This is a genomic window from Delftia acidovorans SPH-1, from assembly GCF_000018665.1.
Lineage (GTDB): Bacteria > Pseudomonadota > Gammaproteobacteria > Burkholderiales > Burkholderiaceae_C > Comamonas > Comamonas acidovorans.
Genome location: NC_010002.1, coordinates 2,040,021 through 2,058,031, shown reverse-complemented (window position 1 = coordinate 2,058,031; position 18,011 = coordinate 2,040,021). Strand labels below are relative to the sequence as shown.

General features: G+C 68.0%; 14 protein-coding genes. 6 read left to right on the top strand and 8 right to left on the bottom strand.

The window, feature by feature from the left end; translation table 11 throughout:
- Nucleotides 1-2: 2 nt before the first annotated feature.
- A complete protein-coding gene (locus tag DACI_RS09260; protein WP_012203785.1) occupies nucleotides 3-2,186 on the bottom strand; it encodes a formate dehydrogenase subunit gamma in 2,184 nt (727 codons plus the stop codon).
- Nucleotides 2,187-2,485: 299 nt separating this feature from the next.
- Here DACI_RS09260 and DACI_RS09255 point away from each other — a divergent pair, with 299 nt between their 5' ends.
- Complete coding sequence (locus tag DACI_RS09255) at nucleotides 2,486-2,929, top strand: MarR family winged helix-turn-helix transcriptional regulator (RefSeq protein WP_016449026.1); 444 nt, start codon at nucleotides 2,486-2,488, stop codon at nucleotides 2,927-2,929.
- Between the two features lie 61 nt (nucleotides 2,930-2,990).
- Here the strand turns inward: DACI_RS09255 and DACI_RS09250 are convergent, their stop codons facing one another.
- From DACI_RS09250 to DACI_RS09225, 6 genes are all read right to left on the bottom strand, one after another.
- Nucleotides 2,991-3,425, bottom strand: coding sequence for a hypothetical protein (locus tag DACI_RS09250; RefSeq protein WP_043781048.1), 435 nt, complete (start codon nucleotides 3,423-3,425; stop codon nucleotides 2,991-2,993).
- 5 nt (nucleotides 3,426-3,430) lie between these two features.
- Nucleotides 3,431-4,063, bottom strand: coding sequence for a peptidoglycan recognition protein family protein (locus DACI_RS09245; RefSeq protein ID WP_012203782.1), 633 nt, complete (start codon nucleotides 4,061-4,063; stop codon nucleotides 3,431-3,433).
- Nucleotides 4,064-4,309: 246 nt separating this feature from the next.
- Complete coding sequence (locus DACI_RS09240; protein WP_012203781.1) at nucleotides 4,310-5,626, bottom strand: MFS transporter; 1,317 nt, start codon at nucleotides 5,624-5,626, stop codon at nucleotides 4,310-4,312.
- A 353-nt stretch (nucleotides 5,627-5,979) separates the two neighbouring features.
- Entirely contained in the window at nucleotides 5,980-8,970 is a 2,991-nt protein-coding gene (locus tag DACI_RS09235) for a cytochrome c (RefSeq protein WP_012203780.1), read from the bottom strand.
- The gene (locus tag DACI_RS09230) at nucleotides 8,967-9,524 is read right to left on the bottom strand and encodes a (2Fe-2S)-binding protein (RefSeq protein ID WP_012203779.1); all 558 of its coding nucleotides are present in this window, start codon (nucleotides 9,522-9,524) and stop codon (nucleotides 8,967-8,969) included. Before DACI_RS09230 ends, DACI_RS09235 begins: the two co-directional genes overlap by 4 nt.
- A 108-nt stretch (nucleotides 9,525-9,632) precedes the next feature.
- The gene (locus DACI_RS09225) at nucleotides 9,633-10,790 is read right to left on the bottom strand and encodes an FAD-dependent monooxygenase (protein WP_012203778.1); all 1,158 of its coding nucleotides are present in this window, start codon (nucleotides 10,788-10,790) and stop codon (nucleotides 9,633-9,635) included.
- A gap of 323 nt (nucleotides 10,791-11,113) precedes the next feature.
- Here DACI_RS09225 and DACI_RS09220 point away from each other — a divergent pair, with 323 nt between their 5' ends.
- The 5 genes from DACI_RS09220 to DACI_RS09200 all read left to right on the top strand — a co-directional run bounded on the left by DACI_RS09220 (nucleotide 11,114) and on the right by DACI_RS09200 (nucleotide 17,043).
- On the top strand, nucleotides 11,114-11,902 hold the full coding sequence (locus tag DACI_RS09220) for a maleate cis-trans isomerase family protein (RefSeq protein ID WP_012203777.1): 789 nt from the start codon (nucleotides 11,114-11,116) through the stop codon (nucleotides 11,900-11,902).
- A gap of 11 nt (nucleotides 11,903-11,913) precedes the next feature.
- Nucleotides 11,914-12,765, top strand: coding sequence for an alpha/beta fold hydrolase (locus DACI_RS09215; protein WP_012203776.1), 852 nt, complete (start codon nucleotides 11,914-11,916; stop codon nucleotides 12,763-12,765).
- Nucleotides 12,766-12,815: 50 nt separating this feature from the next.
- Nucleotides 12,816-13,901, top strand: coding sequence for a M29 family metallopeptidase (locus DACI_RS09210; protein WP_012203775.1), 1,086 nt, complete (start codon nucleotides 12,816-12,818; stop codon nucleotides 13,899-13,901).
- Nucleotides 13,898-14,593 carry an N-carbamoylsarcosine amidohydrolase gene (locus tag DACI_RS09205; protein ID WP_012203774.1) on the top strand — a complete coding sequence of 232 codons (696 nt, stop codon included), beginning with the start codon at nucleotides 13,898-13,900 and terminating at the stop codon, nucleotides 14,591-14,593. The genes DACI_RS09210 and DACI_RS09205 overlap by 4 nt, the downstream gene beginning before the upstream one ends.
- A gap of 107 nt (nucleotides 14,594-14,700) precedes the next feature.
- Nucleotides 14,701-17,043, top strand: a complete 2,343-nt coding sequence (locus DACI_RS09200; RefSeq protein ID WP_012203773.1) for a xanthine dehydrogenase family protein molybdopterin-binding subunit — start codon at nucleotides 14,701-14,703, stop codon at nucleotides 17,041-17,043.
- Here the strand turns inward: DACI_RS09200 and DACI_RS09195 are convergent.
- Nucleotides 17,040-18,008, bottom strand: a complete 969-nt coding sequence (locus tag DACI_RS09195) for a LysR family transcriptional regulator (RefSeq protein ID WP_012203772.1) — start codon at nucleotides 18,006-18,008, stop codon at nucleotides 17,040-17,042. The genes DACI_RS09200 and DACI_RS09195 overlap by 4 nt on opposite strands.
- Nucleotides 18,009-18,011: the final 3 nt, after the last annotated feature.

Sequence of the window (18,011 nt, the reverse complement as noted above, 5' to 3'; positions counted from 1 at the left end):
GGTCAGGCAGCCGCTGCGGCCGTGGTGGACTCGATGCCGAAGTCCTGGGAGTAGTGGTTCAGCGCCGAGCGCACGGGATACGGCGTCATCCCGCCCATGGCGCACATGGAGCCGTGCTGCATGGTGTCGCACAGGCTTTCCAGCAGGGCCACTTGGCCGGCGTGGCCGGCGTGGGCAGCAGGGTCGGCGCCGGCGCGCACGATGCGGTCGATGACCTCCACGCCGCGCGTGGAGCCGATGCGGCAGGGCGTGCACTTGCCGCAGGACTCGATGGCGCAGAACTCCATGGCGTAGCGCGCCAGCTGCGCCATGTCGGCCGTGTCGTCATGCACGACGATGCCGCCGTGCCCCACCACATTGCCCTTGGCGGCATAGGCCTCGTAGTCCAGCGGCGCATCCCAGTCGGCGGGCGCCACATAGCTGCCCAGCGGGCCGCCCACCTGCACGGCCTTGACGGTGCGGCCGGTGGCCGTGCCGCCGCCGAAGTCTTCCACCAGCTCGCGCAGGCTCAGGCCGAAGGCCTTTTCCACCAGGCCGCCACGCGCGATGTTGCCGGCCAGTTGGAACGGCAGCGTGCCGCGCGAGCGGCCCATGCCGAAGCCCTGGTAGAAGGCCGCGCCGCGCGCCAGGATCATCGGCACCGTGGCCAGCGTGATCACGTTGTTGATCACCGTGGGCCGGCCCCACAGCCCCTCGATGGCCGGCAGCGGCGGCTTGGCGCGCACAATGCCGCGCCGGCCCTCGATGCTCTCCAGCATGGCCGTTTCCTCGCCGCAGACATAGCTGCCCGCGCCCTTGCGCACCTCCATGTGGAAGGCCCGTCCGCTGCCGGCCACGTCGCGGCCCAGCCAGCCTGCGGCCTCGGCACGCGCAATGGCTTCGCGCAGGGTGGCAACGGCATGCGGATACTCGCTGCGCACATAGACCAGGCCCTGCGTGGCGCCCACGGCCAGGCCCGCGATGGCCATGCCTTCGATCAGCGTGTAGGGATCGCCCTCCATCAGCAGCCGGTCGGCAAAGGTGCCCGAGTCGCCCTCGTCGGCATTGCAGGCAATGTACTTTTGCGGCCCCGCTGCGGCGGCCACGGTCTTCCATTTGATGCCGGCCGGAAACGCCGCACCGCCACGGCCGCGCAGGCCCGAATCCAGCACCTCCTGCACGATGGCCGCGGGCTCCATGCGCGCCGCGCGCTCCAGCCCCTGCCAGCCGCCATGGGCCGCATAGTCGGCCAGGTTCAGCGGATCGATGACGCCCACGCGCGCAAAGGTCAGGCGCTCCTGGCGCGCCAGGTAGGCAATGGCCTCGGTCAGTCCATGGCACAGCGCATGGCTGCCGCCCTGCAGCATTCCGGCATCGATCAGGCCCGGCACCGCATCGGCCGTGACCGGGCCGTAGGCCACGCGGCCTTCGGGCGTCTCGACTTCCACCAGGGTCTCCAGCCACAGCAGGCCGCGCGAGCCGTTGCGCACGATCTGCACCTGAAGGCCACGCGCCGCGCACTCGCGCTGCAGGGCGCCGGCCACGGCGTCAGCGCCCACGGCAAGCGCGGCGGCATCGCGGGGCACATAGACGCGCACGCCGGGGCCTGCCCCTGCCCCTGCATGCGCAGGCGGGGCCGCCGGCTCGCCGGCCTGCTCCGGCTGGCGGCATTGCGCGATGAGTGCATCCAGTCCGTTGGCCGAGACATGCGCATGGGGCTGGCCATCGAGCATCACGGCAGGCGATGACGCGCACAGGCCCAGGCAGTAGACCGGCTCCAGCGTGACGGCGCCATCGGCACTGGTTCCATGCTCGTGCCCGTGCCCACTCGATCCACAGCCCAGCGCCTGGCCTGCGTGGGCCAGCAGCGCGTCGGCACCGCGCGACTGGCAGGCCTCGGCGCGGCAGACCTGCAGCACATGGCGGCCCGCTGGCGTGCTGCGGAAATGGGGGTAGTAGGAGATGACGCCATGCACCTCGGCACGCGAGAGGTTCAGCGCATCGGCGATGCGCGGCACGGCGGCTTCGGGGATATGGCCCAGCATGTCCTGCACGGCATGCAGCAACTCGATCAGGGGGCCGGGGCGCCGGGCATGGACGGCAATGGCGTGCTCGACGGCCTCGCGCTCATGGGCGCCGAGTGCGCTGCCGGCAGCAGCGGCATTGAGGACGGCAATGGGAATGATCTTCCCTTGTGTGGCTGGCATGGGTGTCCCTGCTGGCTTTCGTTGTGGGGAGCGGCGCGGTCCGGTCCGCTGGCGCTTTGTCTCTCATGCCATTTCAAGGCCTGCCGGGCAAGCCGTCAAATTCAAACGGATGATTGCGCCATTCAATCGGCAAATGAGCCGCCGGGCAGTGCTGCGCCTGCTGCCACAGGTCTTGCGGATGCCGCAGCCAGCGCGGGTTTGCGCCACTTGGCAAATGCGCCCGGCTTGTCGCAAATCACACGGTATTTGGTGTGAATTTTGATAAGCTCACGCGCACCATGAACCACCCGCCATCAGCCATGACGCCACAGGATGGCTATCATTTTTCAGACCAGATCGGCCACCTGCTGCGGCGTGTCTATCAGCGCCACACTGCACTCTTCCAGCAATACATTCCCGACTCGCAGCTCACGGCTGCGCAATTCGTGGTGCTGTGCTCCGTGCGCGACAACAGCGGCAGCTCGCTGGCCGACATCGTCAAGGCCACCGTGATCGACCAGGCCACCATCCGCGGCGTGGTGGACCGGCTCAAGCAGCGCGAACTGGTGCAGGTGGACCATGACCGCATCGACCGCCGCAAGGTCGTCATCAACCTCACCGAGGCCGGCCAGGACCTGGTGCGCGACATGGAGCCCTTCGCCAAGCAGATCACCGAAAGCACCTACGGCAAGCTCAATCCGGCCGAGCGCCTGGCGCTGGATTTTCTGCTCAAGAAGATGCTGGAAGGTGGCGAGGCGGATTGAAGAGCCCCTGTTTTCATGAGGATGGCTGCCAGGCGATCTCAAAGGGCTTGGGCCCTCGCCGTCAAAGCCCCATCAACCCAGGCAGTGCCTTTGCGCACGACCTGTAGCAAAGAAAAAACAGATTCTCACGCCCATCTTCCGGATAGAGATACCCGGCGCCTGCTGCATTGATGCTCCACCCATAGACCATGCCATTGCGCCGCAGCTTCCCACTGAAGGCGCAAGGCAGAATGATCGATTCATAGTGGAAGGTGGAGAAGGAAACCTCGGTTGCCGTGGAGAAATAACGGATGACATCCTTGGGCCGCAGCGCAATTTTCTCGCAGCCCATGGTTTGCCCTTCTCCAATGGATCGCTGAATTCCACCGATCAGCGTCACAGAATTCTTCTGGCTTGATGCAGCACCGAAAGAGACGATCAGCATGAGAAACCCCAGAGCAAGAATGAACGCTCTGATTGATTTCATTTGCATCGGTCGGCTATTTTTCAAGAACATATGAATCAGGCTCCACTGAATATATAGCGCAGCAGCTGGCTTCCTTCCGCGGGCTGCTTTCTTGCAATGGCTCCGTGGGCGTAGACATCGCTCAGAATCCTCAACCCATAGATACCCACCAGCAGGCGTACCAGCCATTGCGTCTGGTACAACTGCGCCTGTGTCGGCACTTCGTAGTCCTGGGTATGGCGCTGAAACATGCCTACCACCTCAATCCCAAGCGACTCTGCATTGACAGGATACCTCAACGGATAGGGCTTTTGCTTTTCATGCTCCGAGACCTTCCTCACTCTTGTCCCGAATCCCATCCCCTTTTGATGCAGCAGGGCATTGATATTCTCAAAATCGGCAGTTTCACAGTTGTTCTCGTTGAGGCAACGAACCTGCAGTATTCCCACATGCCAGCAAACTCTCTTCAGATTGGCTGTCTGATGGATTTTTCCATCTTTCCCCACCAGAAAATGCGCTCCCGTTTTCTGGCCGGCCTTGTAGCTATTCAACACACTGGCTGCCGTTGGTGAATTCGTCCTGTGAAGCACAATGGAATTCACCTTCAGCAAATCGCCATGCTGTATGGACGGAAATATTTTCACCTCGACATTTCTATCGACAAGAAGTCCGTTCTCAATCACTGTCATGCATCCCTCCGAGTTTTCTGGCCCATGGCAAGGTCTCCAGCAATTCAAGCCGAATGACTGACAAGCATGGGATTTATGGAGCGGGCTTGGCGATTTTGACGTGATTGCCGGCCTCGATCCGGCTCATACCATAGAGGATAGAAACAGCCGCGTCTCTAGGAATGATCTGAATCTGGATTGGAATATTTGACATAAAAAAAAGGCCTGCTTGCGCAGGCCTTTTCCATTCGAAGTTCTTTCTCGGCCTCAATCCAGCGCCCGGTTGCGCGATTCCACATCCACGGCCCAGATCGACAGGGCGCCGCCCACCAGCATGGCGGACAGCACGGCCAGGGCCAGTGTGAAGTGGGTGGCCATGATGGGCGCAATGATGGCCGGGGCGAACAGGCCGCCGAAGCGCGCCACGGCGCCGGCCATGCCCATGCCGCTGGCGCGCAGGTCGGTGGGGTAGACCTCGGGGGTGAAGGCATACAGCGCGCCCCAGGTGCCCAGCAGCGAGAAGCTCATCAGCAGGGTGGAGCCGATGACCACGAAGGGCGACGAGCCCAGGCTGTAGAACATGCAGCCGACGGCGCTGAGCAGCAAAAAGCCGATCAGCGTGGGCTTGCGGCCCCAGCGCTCCACGCCATAGGCCGACAGCGCAAAGCCGGGCAGTTGCACCAGGGCCAGCACCACCAGGAAGACCTGCCCGCGCATGAAGGCGAAGCCCTCGCTGCTGAGCTTGACGGGCAGGTAGACGAAGACACCGTAGTAGGCGATGGAGATCAGCGCCCAGGCCAGGAACAGCGAGAGGCTGCGGCGGCGCAGGTCGCCGTTGAACAGCGCGAGGATGGATTTGCGCTCCTGCTTTTCAGGCTGCAGGGCGGGGATTTCCGCGGTGGTGCCGTTGACCTTGGCCACCCGCTGCAGCACCTTGCGCGCCTCCTCGGACTTGCCGTTGCGGTTGAGGAACATGGGCGACTCGGGGATGTAGAAGCGCAGCACCACGCCGATCAGCGCCGGCAGTCCGGTCACGAAGAAGATCACGCGCCAGGCATCGTCACCCCAGGACACGGCCACCAGCGCCAGGATGGCCAGGAAGATGGTGCCCACGGCCCAGAACGATTCCAGCAGCACCAGCCAGCGGCCGCGGCGGTCGCTGGGCAGGAACTCGGCCATCATGGTGTAGTCCACGGGCAGCGTGCCGCCCACGCCGATGCCGGTGATGAAGCGCAGCACCAGCAGCCAGGCGAACTCGGGCGCAAAGGCCGAGGCCACGCCCGCAAAGGCGTCGATCACCACGGCCATCATCAGCACCGGGCGGCGCCCGATGCGGTCGGCCAGGCGGCCGAAGACGAAGGCGCCGATCAGCATGCCGATGAAGAAGAAGGTGCCGGTCTGCAGCGCCTCGGGCACGGTCTTGCCGAAGGTCTTGGCAATGGACGGCGCGCTGAAGCCGATGGACAGCACCTGCATGGCATCGGCCAGCCAGACCAGCCCGAAGATGACGAACAGCCGATATTGGAACTTGCCGACACCCGCTGTCTGGATGCCTTTTTCCACCGAAATGTATGTAGATGACATGCAGGGACTCCTTTTCTAGCCATCGCAATTGTTGAATCTGTCTTTTCCCAGGCAAGGCCGTTCAGCTTGTGTTGCCGTCTCCTGCCGTGCCTTCCACCCTTCACACATCCGGAGCGAACCGCTCCCTCGGCGCCATCTCCATGGCCCGATGAAAAATTTCCGGATGTCGGTCTCTGCATCCGGGCGATGGGCGCATTGCGGACTGGCTGCACATCGACAGCGCCGTCCGTTGTTGCCCATCACCCGTCCCCAGCATCAGATGTCAGGACCCAGACCCTGGAGAGATTCCAGGGCAAGGTGTCCATATCCGCGGCATCGCCCCTGCCGCCGCCCATTGCTGCCCATTGCCGCCCTCAGTGCGCATGCGCCTGTGCCTGCATGCGCAGCCGGTTAATCGTCTTCGTGTCGTCTGGCCAAGCTTTTTCCTCCGGTGCAAATCGTTCGCGCAAATATCCGAGCAGGTCCGCGATCTGCCTGTCATCCAGGCTGTCCCCGAAGCCGGGCATGTAGCCCAGCGCATCGTCGGCCGGCGCCTGTATGCCGTTCAGGATCACCTGGACCAGGTTGTCCGGGCTGGCCGCGTGCAGGTTGGTGTTCAGGGCCAGCTGCGGCTTGACGCCGAACAATGTGGGACCGCTGCCCGCCTCATGGCAGACGGCGCAGGCGTTCTGGTAGATGCGCTCGCCATTGGCGTGGCGGTCCAGGGCCCTGGCAGGTGGAGCCGCAGGCGCTGCCGCCTGCACGGCGGCCGGCGCCGGTGCCGGCATGGCCGGGGCGGCCTGGGCGGCCTGTGGTGCCTGTGGGGCCTGGCCCGGCAACTCCATCAGATAGGTGGCCATGGCGCGCACATCGGCTTCGGGCAACTGGGCCAGGCCGTGGATGACGGGCGCCATGGGGCCGGCCGCCACGCCGTGGCGGGCCGAGAAGCCGGTGCGCAGGTACTGGTACAGCTCCTCGCGGCTCCAGGGCAGCTTGCCGCCGGCCAGTTGATTGAGCGCGGGCGCCGTCCAGCCTTCGGCCTCGCCGCCGCCCAGGTAGTGGATGCCGGTCTTTTCGGCACCCAGCGCATTGCGCGGCGAGTGGCAGGCCGCGCAGTGGCCCGCGCCTTCGACCAGGTAGGCGCCCCGGTTCCATTCGGCGCTGCGCGCAGGGTCGGCCTTGAAGGGCGTGGCGTCGTGGAACAGCAGGTTCCAGCCCGCCATGGCCGGGCGCAGGTTGTAGGGGAAGGCCAGCTGCGTCTCGGGCGCCTTGGCCTTCACGGCGGGCTGGGACATCAGGTAGCCGTAGAGGGCCTGCAGGTCGCCATCGCTGAGCTTGGCGAAGGCCGTGTACGGGAAGGCCGGGTACAGCTGCCTGCCATTCTGGTGGATGCCGTGGCGCATGGCGCGCTCGAAGGCCGCGTAGGACCAGCGGCCGATGCCGGTTTCGTTGTCGGGCGTGATGTTGGTGGAGTAGATGGTGCCGAACGGCGTCTCCAGCCCGAAGCCGCCGGCATTGGCCGCGCCGCCCGGGGCCGTGTGGCAGACCACGCAGTCACCCGCAGCCGCCACCAGGCGGCCGCGCTCCAGGGCCTGCGGCGAGTACAGGGACACATCGGGCCCGTCGGTCAGCGGCAGGGCTGGCTTCAGCGGCCAGGCCATGGCCGCCATGCCGGCAAGGCCTGCGGCGCCTGCGGCCAGCCAGCCCCAGCCACGGCCGGGCCGCGCCGCACCGGGTTTGCCGGCGCCCTCGCCCGCCAGGGCCAGGCGCAGTTGCTCTGGCTGGAAGGGCACTTCGCGCAGGCGCACGCCTGTCGCATGGTGAATGGCGTTGGCAATGGCGGCGGCGGCGGGCAGCGTGGCCACGCCATCCAGCGCCAGATCGCCCTGGCGGATGACCGCGACATCGCCGGGCGCATGCTGCGCCAGGTCGGAGCCGGGCTTGGCAATCACATCGAAAGAAGCAGCGGAAGCTGTGGACCCTGCCCAGTCGTCAAAAGCGGGGGCCGCGCCCAGCAGCCGGCGCGCGTCGGCCAGCAATTGCGGGTCCTGCTGGACGATCTCGGGCCGCGTGCTGGCGGCCTGCGCCGCCTGCAGGCTGCGGCTGTCATGGCCGGCCACGACGCGGGTCACTTCGATCTCGCCCGTTTGCGGGTGCACGGCCACCTCGGCCACCCAGGCGCTCCAGGCATGGAGATCGGCGCCCTGCGCATCCAGGGTCTGCAGCTGGGCGGTGGCAAAGCCCCGGCCCAGCAGGCGGCCGTCGGCACCCTGGTGGGATGGTGCCTGCTGCGATGCCTGCGCACGCTCGGCCACCTGCCGGGCCAGATCGCGCACCGGGCCTTCGGGCAGGTGCTGCAGCCGCCATTGCAGCGGATCACGGCCCTGGTCCAGCGCCTGCTCATGCCAGTGGCTTTCGCGGGCAAAGACCTGGGCGGCATTCAGATCATCGAGGCCGGCATGCCGCAGGCTGGCGGTCTGCCGGCGTTCATGCACTTCGCCGGCATCGAGCACGGTGGCCAGGGCCGCGGCGCGCGCCAGCTCGGGCTGGCTCAGCAGGCGCGCCATGCTGGGGCGCACGGCCCAGGGCGTGTCGGACAGCAGCAGGTCTGGCTGTGGCGATGCATTGCCCGGCTGAGGCTGCACCGCCGTGTCGGCTTCAAGCCCTTGCGGAGGCTGCGCACCCACGCGCAGCACCAGCTCCCGGCTGTCTGCGCTGCCCGCAGCAGTCCAGGCCTCGCAGGCCACGCTGACAGGCCGGCCCACGGCCTGGGACAGCAGGGCCGCATCGGCCGCTGCGTCCATGAGATCCAGCATATGCGGGGTGCCGGCCGCCGTGGCCGGCAGGCTGAACAGCCGCAGCGCGGACTCGGGGCATTGCAGCAATGCGGCCAGTTCACGGCCGATCATCTGCCGCACATCCGCGTCGCAGGGCGGCAGCCAGACGCTGGCATGGCCGTCCAGGCACCACACGGCTGCGCGTGCGACACCCTCGCAAGACACGGGCGCCGCCATGCGCCAGACATAGCGGCCGGCATCGGGCAGGTCGGCCTTGTCAGCCTTGTCGGCTCTGTCGGCAGCACGGGGCGCGCTGGCGGCCCTGGCTTCCTGCCGGTCGTCCCAGGCAGGGGCCAGGCTGGCAGCGGCCTGCCGGGCATGGACAGGCGCCACGGCCACCACGCCCAGAAAATGCCCGCGCTGCACCGCAGCCACCACGCCGGCCATGGCCTGGGCGTCCTGCAGCCGTGCATGCAGGGGCACGCTGCCCCGGTAGCGCAGACCGTCCCAGGCCGCGACGGGCGGGCGCAGCGCCAGGCCGTGCAGCAGGTCGGAAGGCAGGGCGGGAGTGTGACCGGCCGGGCTCATGGCTGGACCTCGCCCGCGCTGGAAGATGGAAAACCGGAGGGTGCCTGCAGCGCGGCGCGTTGCGCACGCAGCTGCACGGCGCGCAGGGCGGCCTGCATGATTTCCACATGCGTGCCGCAGCGGCACAGGTTGTGGTGCAGCTCGTTGCGCAACTCTTGCTCGGTGGGATTGGGGTTGCGGCGCAGCAGGGCCTCCACGGTCATGATCATGCCGTTGAGGCAGTAGCCGCACTGGGCCGCCTGGCAGTCGATGAAGGCCTGCTGCGTGGGGCCGGGGCACTGGCGCGAGCCCAGGCCTTCCAGCGTGGTGACCTCGCGGCCCACGGCCGCCCGCACGGGGATCACGCAGGAACGCGCGGCCACGCCATCGATCAGCACCGTGCAGGCGCCGCATTCGCCCAGGCCGCAGCCGTACTTGGGCCCGTTCAGCTCCAGGTCATTGCGCAGCACATGCAGCAGCGCCGTCCCGGGCGCTGCCGGCACCTCGCATGCGCGTGCATTGACCTGCAGGCGGATGGGGCTGGGGGTACTGCTTGGATGGACTGGGGTTCCCATGGGACGAGGCTCTTGCAACTTGGCTGCGGTTCAGGATGTCGGCGTTCTGCGGCCGGACAGGAGGGGGGGGATTCCCTCCCCTCCCCTCGTCCGGCAAGGCAGCGAGTATCAGGCCGCTGCCTTGACCTTGGGCTCGACCAGGGGCACGTTGAACACGTCGTAGCCGAAGCACCAGGACGGATCTTCGTTGGTGCGCAGCCAGGTGTTGTCGTGCGAGATGCGCTGCACCTTGCTGGCGCGCTCGGCACGGTTGGCTTCGTACAGGGCGAAGGCCAGCTCATGGTTGTGCGCGCCGACTTCCTTGAGGCAGCGCGCCAGCATGGCGCCGTCCTCGATGGCCATGGCCGCACCCTGGGCCATGTGGGGCTTCATGGGGTGGCAGGCATCGCCCAGCAGCACCAGGCGGCCACGGCTCCACAGCGGCAGCGGATCGCGCTCGAGCAGCGACCACTTGGTCACTTCCACGGTGGCGTCGATCAGTGCCTGGACGGTGGGATGCCAGCCCGAGAAGGCCTCGCGCATCTCTTCCTTGCTGCTTTCCAGCCAGCGGTCGTTGAGGTCCCACTTCTCGACGGGCACGCCGGTCACGTAGTACAGCTCGTCGGCCTTGCCCGTGACGAAGTAGGTCATCATGTGGCGGTCATCGCTCCACCACTTCACGCAGGCGTCGAAGGGCAGCATGCCGGCTTTGACTTCGGGCGTGGGGAACACGGCGCGGTGGGCCAGGTAGCCCGCGTACTTGGGCAGCTCCGGGCCCAGCAGTTCCTCGCGGATGCGGGAGTTCACGCCGTCGGCGCCGATGACGATGTCCGCCTCCTCGGTCGTGCCGTCCGCAAAGTGCATGACGACCACGTTGCCGCGGTCTTCCACCTTGGTCAGGAACTTGCCGTAGGCCATCACGCTGTCGGGCAGGGCCTCGACCAGCAGCGCATGGAAGTCGCCACGGTGCACGGTCAGGTAGCTGGCGCCGTATTCCTTGACGGCGTAGTCGCCCAGCGGGATCTGGGCCAGCACGTCGCCCGTCTGCCAATGGCGGCTGTACCAGTAGTCGGGATGCGAGCCCTGCTCGTTGAGCGCGTCCTCGATGCCGATGCGGCGCAGGATCTTCATCACATTGGGCCCGACGTGGATGCCGGCTCCCAGGCGCGAGAAGCTGGGCGCCTGCTCATAGACGCGGACATTGAAGCCTTCCTGGAGCAGCAGCTTGGCAGCTGCAGCCCCGCCGAGACCGGCGCCGACAACGGCGATTCGAGGGGATTGAGACACAGTTTTCTCCTTGCAGGAATGTTGAAAGCCAGACGGGGCAACCGTTGCTTCGGCGCGTCCTTGCAGGGTGTAGAGCAGGAAGCGTGCCAGGCAACAAAACACTTAATTCAGGTGTATGCGCTTGAATTTTTCAAATCGACGCATGCACCATAGGGCGGCAGAATAAATTGAAGTTCGCCATTTTTGGTGCAATTTCTGCACCAAATCAGTACAAACCCCGAGAAAATTCTCATTTGCAAGGCGGCACGTCTTTTGCAATAATAAAGCGTACACACTCAGTTGATTCTGATCAGAAACCCTCGAAACTTCGCAAAGGCAAGTCCATGACCAAAACGTTCCGCATCGGCCAGATCGTCCCCAGCTCCAACACCACCATGGAGACCGAGGTGCCGGCCATGCTGCAGGCCCACTCCACGCTGCGCCCGCAGGACCGCTTCACCTTCCACTCCAGCCGCATGCGCATGAAGAAGGTGCAAAAGGAGGAGCTGGCCGCCATGGACGCCGAAAGCGACCGCTGCGCGCTGGAGCTGAGCGACGCGCGCGTGGACGTGCTGGGCTATGCCTGCCTGGTGGCCATCATGGCCATGGGCAAGGGCTACCACCGCGTCTCGCAGCAGCGCCTGACCGAGCGCACGGCCAGCAATGGCGCCACCGCCCCGGTGATCACCAGCGCCGGCGCGCTGGTGGAAGCGCTCAAGGTCATGGGCGCCAAGAAGATCGCCCTGGTGGCGCCCTACATGATTCCGCTGACCCAGCTGGTCATGGACTACGTGGCCGCCGAAGGCTTCGAGATCGTGGACTGGCGCGCGCTGGAGATCCCCGACAACCTGGACGTGGGCCGCCACGACCCCGCCAAGCTGCCCGGCATCGTGGCCGGCATGAACTACGCCGACGCCGATGTGATCGTGCTGTCGGCCTGCGTGCAGATGCCCTCGCTGCCGGCCGTGGCCCAGGTCGAGGCCCAGACCGGCAAGCCCGTGCTGACCGCCTCCATCGCCACCACCTATGCCATCCTCAAGGAACTGGGGCTGGACCCCGTGGTGCCGGGCGCGGGCGCGCTGCTGTCGGGCGCCTATCCCTACGACACCGGCACCAGCGCAGCCAAGGCCTGAGGAACACACGCATGACCAGCCACTCCAGCTCCCCCACCCCCAGCACATTCCGCTACGGCGGCAACGTCCACGCCAACGGCATCCGCCAGCACTACCTGCGCTACGGCGGCGCCGAGGGCGATCGCGCGCAGCGCGACGCCGTCATCCTGATCCCCGGCATCACCAGCCCGGCCGTGACCTGGGGCTTCGTGGCCGAGCACCTGGGCCGCCAGTTCGACACCTATGTGCTGGACGTGCGCGGGCGCGGCCTGTCGTCCTCCGACCCGGGCCTGGACTACAGCCTCGATGCCCAGGCCGCCGACGTGGCCGCCTTCGCCCAGGCCCTGGGCCTGCAGCGCTGGGCGCTGGTCGGCCACTCCATGGGCGGACGCATCGCCGTGCGCGCCGCGCGCAGCCAGCCGGTGGGGCTCACGCGCCTGGTCATCGTCGATCCGCCGGTCTCCGGCCCCGGCCGCCGCGCCTACCCGGCCGCCCTGCCCTGGTATGTGGACTCCATCCGCCAGGCCACGCTGGGCATGGATGCCGAGGCCATGCGCGCCTTCTGCCCCACCTGGACCGAAGAGCAGCGCCAGCTGCGCGCCCAGTGGCTGCACACCTGCCACGAGCCGGCCATCGTGCAGAGCTTCGAGGACTTCGGCCGTGACGACATCCATGCCGACCTGCCCCGCATCCAGCACCCGCTGCTGCTGGTCACGGCCGAGCGCGGCGACGTGGTGCGCAGCGAGGACGTGGCCGAGTGGCAAGGCCTGGCACCCCAGACCGAGCATGTGCGCGTGCCCAACGCCGGCCACATGATTCCCTGGGACAACGAGGCCGGCTTCTACGCTGCGCTCGGCGATTTCCTCGGCGCGCGGGTGGACTGAATGTCCAACCGCAGCCCACTCCCATCCATCGCGACACCAAGGAGCCGACCATGTCCGTCAGCGATATCGATCTGATCCACGCCTGGAAGCAGGTGCTCACGCTGTCCCGGCTCGAAGCCGGCCAGACCGTCACCGTGCTCACGGGCGCCGACACGCACCCGCAGACGCTGCGCTGCGCCATTGCCGCCTCCAGCGAAATGGGGGCGCGCGTCAACCGCCTGGACCTGCCGCCCGTCAATGCCGAAAAATCACTGAGCCGCGACTCGCTGGCCTACCTGGGCACGACGCCGCTGACCGGCAACCCCGCCGCCATTGCCGCGCTCAAGGCCAGCGACCTGGTGCTGGACCTGATGACGCTGCTGTTCTCGCCCGAGCAGCACGAGATCCTGCAGACCGGCACCAAGATCCTGCTGGCCGTGGAGCCGCCCGAGGTGCTGTGCCGCCTGGTGCCCACCGAGGGCGACCGCGCGCGCGTGCAGGCCGCATCCAAGCTGATCGAGGCGGCCGGGCAGATGCACATCACCTCGGCCGCAGGCACCGACCTGCGCTGCCGCCTGGGCAGCTTCCCGGCCATCTGCGAATACGGCTTCGTGGACCAGCCCGGCCGCTGGGACCACTGGCCCAGCGGCTTCGTGCTGACCTGGCCCGACGAGGGCGAGAGCAACGGCCGCGTGGTCCTGGACCGGGGCGACATCCTGCTGCCCATGAAGGACTACGTGACCGAGCCCATCGAACTCGTCATCGAAAAGGGCTACGTCACGCGCATCAGCGGCGGCCTGCAGGCCGACATCCTCAAGGAGTACATGGCCTCCTACGAGGACCCCGAGGCCTACGCCGTCTCCCACATCGGCTGGGGGCTGCAGCCGCGCGCCCACTGGTCCATGCTGGCCCACTACAACAAGGAAACCCACATCGGCATGGACGCCCGCGCCTTCGAGGGCAACTTCCTGTGGTCCATGGGCCCCAACAACGAGGCCGGGGGCAGCCGCACCACGGCCTGCCACATCGACATCCCCATGCGCCACTGCTCGGTGGCGCTGGACGGCAAGCCCACGGTCATCGACGGCGTGGTGCAGGACGAGGAAGGACTGGCGCGCGCCGCCAAAAGGTCCAAGCAAGGAAAGGACATCGCATGACAACCGCCACCGCCACCACCAGCACGCAGAGCGTTCCCACCGAGGGCGTGCAGGGCGACATCTCTGCTGACATCTCGGTTTATGCACGCCAGGGCTTCGGCACGCCGCTGCCGCTCAAGGCCCCGTTCGGCCTGCTCATCATCGACTTCGTCAACGGCTTTGCCGACCCGGCCGTCTTCGGCGGCGGCAACATCCCCGAAGCCATCGCGCAGACGCAGCACCTGCTGGCCCATGCGCGCGAGCGTGGCTGGCCCGTGGCGCACAGCCGCATCGTGTTCTCGGACGACGATGCCGACCACAACATCTTCTGCCTGAAGGTGCCCGGCATGCTGACCCTGAAGGAAGACAGCCCCAACAGCGCCATCGTGCCCCAGCTGGCCCCGGCCGCCGGCGAATACGTGGTGCGCAAGAGCACGCCCTCGGCCTTCTTCGGCACCATGCTCGCGCCCTGGCTGGCCCAGCGCGGCGTGCAGACCCTGCTGGTGGCCGGCTGCGTGACCAGCGGCTGCGTGCGCGCCAGCGTGGTCGATGCCATGCAGTCGGGCTTTCGCCCGCTGGTGGTGGCCGACTGCTGCGGCGACCGCGCCCTGGGCCCGCACGAGGCCAACCTGTTCGACATGGCCCAGAAGTACGCGGCCGTGATGCCGCTGAGCCAGGCCATCGCCGACACCGACGCCCTCGCCGCAGGTTGATCCCACCGCGCCAACGCGCCTATGGGGCCGGCCCTGCGCAGCCGGCCCCGGAGTGCATAACATGCACAGGGCACGCCTGAAAGCGTGCCCGCGAAGAACACCGCCCCATGAACCTGCCCCAGCCCCAAGCCCTGCACGCACAGCTGCTCACGCGCGCCGACACCCTGCTCGTGGTGCGCCAGCCCGTGGCGCCGCCGCGCCCTGCGCCCGGCCAGCCCGGCACGGCCACCGACTATGTGCAGTCCACGCCCGAGGTCTTCGTGGCCGTGCTGGCCGACGAAGCCGCGCCCCAGGGCTGGCGCGCCCTGGCCTTCAACGGCCATGTGGACCTGGGCACGGGCATACGCACGGCCCTGGCGCAGATCGTGGCGGAAGAGCTCGAAGTGCCTTTGGCGCGCCTGGACATGGTGCTGGGCCACACGGCCGCCGCGCCCAACCAGGGCCCGACCATTGCCAGCGCCAGCATCCAGATCTCGGCCGTGCCGCTGCGCCGCGCCGCCGCCCAGGCGCGCGAGCAGCTGCTGGCGCTGGCCGCGCAGCAATGGAGCGTGGCGGCGGACCGGCTCCAGGCACGGGATGGCGCGGTGCGCTTTGCCGATGGCAGCGATGCCCGCGAACTCGGCTATGGCGATCTGCTGCGCGGCCAGCAACTGCAGCTGACGCTGGCCCCGCCGGATCAGGAAGTGAAGCTCAAGCCCGCCAGCGAATACCGGCTCGTCGGCCGTGGCGCGGCGCGCGTGGACATCCCCGCCAAGGCCACGGGCGAGCTGAGCTTTGTGCACGATGTGCGCGTGCCCGGCATGCGCCATGGCCGCGTCATCCGCCCTCCGCACCCGGGCCGCGACGGCGGCGATTTCATCGGCCGCTGCCTGGTGGCCGTGGAGCGCGACTCCGTGGCCCACCTGCCCGGCAACGTGCAGGTGGTCACCGAGGGCGACTTCGTCGGCGTGGTCGCCGACCGCGAGGAACAGGCCATTGCCGCCATGCGCGCGCTGCGCGTGCAATGGCAGGCCGTGCCGCCGGCGCCCGATCTGTCTGACTTGGCCGCAGCCATCCGCGCCAATCCTGCCCAACACCGTGCGCTGGTGGACCAGGGCACTGTGGACGATGCCTTCGCGGGCGTCGGCACGGGTGCGGCCACCGAACTGCGCCGCAGCTACGTCTGGCCCTACCAGATGCATGCCTCCATCGGCCCGTCCTGCGCCGTGGCCGATTTCAGCGGGGGCCGTCTCAAGCTCTGGGCCGGCACGCAGAACCCCCACATGCTGCGCACCGACCTGGACCGCCTGCTGCAATTGGGCGAGGACCGCATCGAGATCGTGCGCCTGGAGGCGGCCGGCTGCTACGGCCGCAACTGCGCCGACGATGTCTGCGCCGACGCCGCCCTGCTGTCCATGGCCGTGGGTGCGCCCGTGCGCGTGCAGCTCACGCGCGAGCAGGAACACCAGTGGGAGCCCAAGGGCACGGCCCAGCTCATGGACGTGAGCGCGGCCATCGATGCCCGGGGCGAACTGCTGGCCTACGACTTTGCCGTGCGCTACCCCTCCAACGACGCGCCGCTGCTGGCCCTGCTGCTCACCGGCCGCATCCCGGGCGAGCCGCGCACGCTGGAGATGGGCGACCGCACCGCCGTGCCGCCCTACCGCTACGCCAGCCAGCGCATCACCTGCCATGACATGGCGCCCATCGTGCGCTCATCCTGGCTGCGCGGCGTCTCGGCCCTGCCCAATTCCTTTGCCCACGATTGCATGATCGACGAGCTGGCCCATGCGGCCGGCGCCGACCCCGTGGACTACCGTGTTCGCCACCTCGATGACCCGCGCGCCGTCGAGTTGATCGAGGCCACGGCACGCCACGCGGGCTGGCAGCAAAACCAGCCGGGAAGCCGGGGCCGCCCCGGCGCCGACGGCCTGCTGCACGGGCGCGGCGTGGCCTATGCGCGCTACATCCACAGCCGCTTTCCCGGCTTCGGCGCGGCCTGGGCCGCCTGGGTCATCGACATCGACGTGGACCCCGCCAGCGGCCGCATCACCGTGCGGCGACTGGTCGTGGGCCAGGACACGGGAATGATGGTCAACCCCGACGGCGTGCGCCACCAGATCCACGGCAATGTCATCCAGACCCTGAGCCGCAGCCTGATGGAGAAGGTCGCCTTCAATGCGCAAGGCGTGGCCAGCCGCGAGTGGGGCAGCTACCCCATCATCGGCTTCCGCGACCTGCCTCCCATCGAAGTGGTGCTGATGCCGCGCCAGGATGAGCCCCCCATGGGCGCAGGCGAATCGGCCTCGGTCCCCGGCCCGGCCGCGCTGGCCAATGCGCTGTTCGACGCCACCGGCCAGCGCTTCTACGCCGCGCCCTTCACGCCCGACGTGGTGCGCGCCGCACTGAATGCCGCGCCGAACGCCACGCCAGAGACTGCGCTGGCAGGCCAGCGGGCACAGCCGGCCTAGTTTTTCAGCGCCCCCGCATGCCGCAGGCACTGCGCACGCCATTCGGCGGCGTCCTGCAGTTGCAGCGCCGCCTGCAGCGCGCGCGTGGGCGCCACGCCCTGCTGGGCCATGAAGCCTATGGGGGTGACCAGTTCGGGCGAGCGCAGCGGCCGGGCCACCAGGCCCGGCATGTGGCGCACCGTGGCCACCATGGCGCCGGGTAGCACGGTGGTCATGCCATCCGTTCCTTGCGCCACGGCCATCACCAGGGTCAGCACGGAGTTGGTTTCCATGGCGGGCTGCACGGCCATGTCCACGGCGGCGAAGGCCTCGTCGATCACCGTGCGGTTGTGCATGTCGGGGGTGAGCAGGCACAGCGGCATGGCGGCCACTTCGCGCCAGGCGATGTCGGCGCCAAAGGCAAAGGGCCGGCCCTCGCCCTGCCCATCGCGGTACTCGCGACACTCGCGGCACAGCAGGTAGTAATGCTCCTCGTACTGGGGCCAGGACTGCAGGCGCGGGCCGCGCGGCGGCATGCGCGCGCTGTAGCCCAGGGCCAGGTCCAGCGACAGGTCTTCGAGCCCGCTCTCGATCTCGGCCGAGCTCATGGACAGCACCACGGGCGTGATGCCCGGATGGTGCTCGCGCAGCAGGGCCGCAAAGCGCGTGAGCATGGGCATGGCCGTGGGCACGGCCGCCATGCGCAGCTGCCCGCGCAGCGCGCCGGCGGCGGCGCTCAGTTCCTGGCGCAGGCCTTCCTCGGCCCGCAGCATGGCCAGGGCCGTGGCCAGTACCTGATCGCCCTCGGGCGTGAAGCCCGCGAACGAGCGGCCCCGGCGCACGATGACCGTGCCGAACTCCTCCTCCAGCGCGCGCAGCGCATTGGACAGCGCCGGCTGGGTGATGTGGCATGCCAGCGCCGCGCGGCCGAAATGGCGGTGCTCGTTGAGCGCCGCCAGATACCGCATCGAGGTCAGCAGGTTCATGCC

What these genes read in the sequence shown, in the direction of transcription:
- DACI_RS09220 (WP_012203777.1), top strand. Translation starts at nt 11,114, where the DNA reads ATGACCAAAACGTTCCGCATCGGCCAGATCGTCCCCAGCTCCAACACC.
- DACI_RS09205 (WP_012203774.1), top strand. Translation starts at nt 13,898, where the DNA reads ATGACAACCGCCACCGCCACCACCAGCACGCAGAGCGTTCCCACCGAG.
- DACI_RS09245 (WP_012203782.1), bottom strand. Translation starts at nt 4,063, where the DNA reads ATGACAGTGATTGAGAACGGACTTCTTGTCGATAGAAATGTCGAGGTG.
- DACI_RS09260 (WP_012203785.1), bottom strand. Translation starts at nt 2,186, where the DNA reads ATGCCAGCCACACAAGGGAAGATCATTCCCATTGCCGTCCTCAATGCC.
- DACI_RS09210 (WP_012203775.1), top strand. Translation starts at nt 12,816, where the DNA reads ATGTCCGTCAGCGATATCGATCTGATCCACGCCTGGAAGCAGGTGCTC.
- DACI_RS09230 (WP_012203779.1), bottom strand. Translation starts at nt 9,524, where the DNA reads ATGGGAACCCCAGTCCATCCAAGCAGTACCCCCAGCCCCATCCGCCTG.
- DACI_RS09235 (WP_012203780.1), bottom strand. Translation starts at nt 8,970, where the DNA reads ATGAGCCCGGCCGGTCACACTCCCGCCCTGCCTTCCGACCTGCTGCAC.
- DACI_RS09195 (WP_012203772.1), bottom strand. Translation starts at nt 18,008, where the DNA reads ATGAACCTGCTGACCTCGATGCGGTATCTGGCGGCGCTCAACGAGCAC.
- DACI_RS09255 (WP_016449026.1), top strand. Translation starts at nt 2,486, where the DNA reads ATGACGCCACAGGATGGCTATCATTTTTCAGACCAGATCGGCCACCTG.
- DACI_RS09250 (WP_043781048.1), bottom strand. Translation starts at nt 3,425, where the DNA reads ATGTTCTTGAAAAATAGCCGACCGATGCAAATGAAATCAATCAGAGCG.
- DACI_RS09200 (WP_012203773.1), top strand. Translation starts at nt 14,701, where the DNA reads ATGAACCTGCCCCAGCCCCAAGCCCTGCACGCACAGCTGCTCACGCGC.
- DACI_RS09240 (WP_012203781.1), bottom strand. Translation starts at nt 5,626, where the DNA reads ATGTCATCTACATACATTTCGGTGGAAAAAGGCATCCAGACAGCGGGT.
- DACI_RS09215 (WP_012203776.1), top strand. Translation starts at nt 11,914, where the DNA reads ATGACCAGCCACTCCAGCTCCCCCACCCCCAGCACATTCCGCTACGGC.